The organism is Lentzea kentuckyensis (assembly GCF_002150765.1).
GTDB classification, from domain to species: domain Bacteria; phylum Actinomycetota; class Actinomycetes; order Mycobacteriales; family Pseudonocardiaceae; genus Lentzea; species Lentzea kentuckyensis.
Genome location: NZ_MUYM01000246.1, coordinates 255 through 561, shown reverse-complemented (window position 1 = coordinate 561; position 307 = coordinate 255). Strand labels below are relative to the sequence as shown.

Below are 307 nucleotides of genomic sequence, written 5' to 3'. Positions count from 1 at the left end.
CGGCGGCACAAGGGTCGCCAACAACGCCACCACAGCCAACATCGAGGCCTCCTCACGTCACTGCAGGAGAACCTACCGACCCCCACAATCCCGCAATCGGACCAGCAAGGCCCGCGCATCCTCCCGCATCAGCTCACTCCACCGGGCGAGATCCCGCGCCGCACCACACCGCACATGCCGCGGCACCGTCTCATCCCACGCCACCGCCCGCGCGATCACCGACGCGACCTCCCGCTGGTCCCGCCGCATCTCGACGAGCGCCCGCGCACACCGCATCCGCACCACCGGACTGGCCTCGCTCCTCCCC

General features: G+C 70.7%; 1 protein-coding gene. It reads right to left on the bottom strand.

What is annotated here, in order from left to right; genetic code table 11:
* Positions 1–72: 72 nt before the first annotated feature.
* On the bottom strand, positions 73–307 hold a 235-nt coding region (locus B0F77_RS49550), incomplete at its 5' end, for a hypothetical protein (protein WP_211294388.1).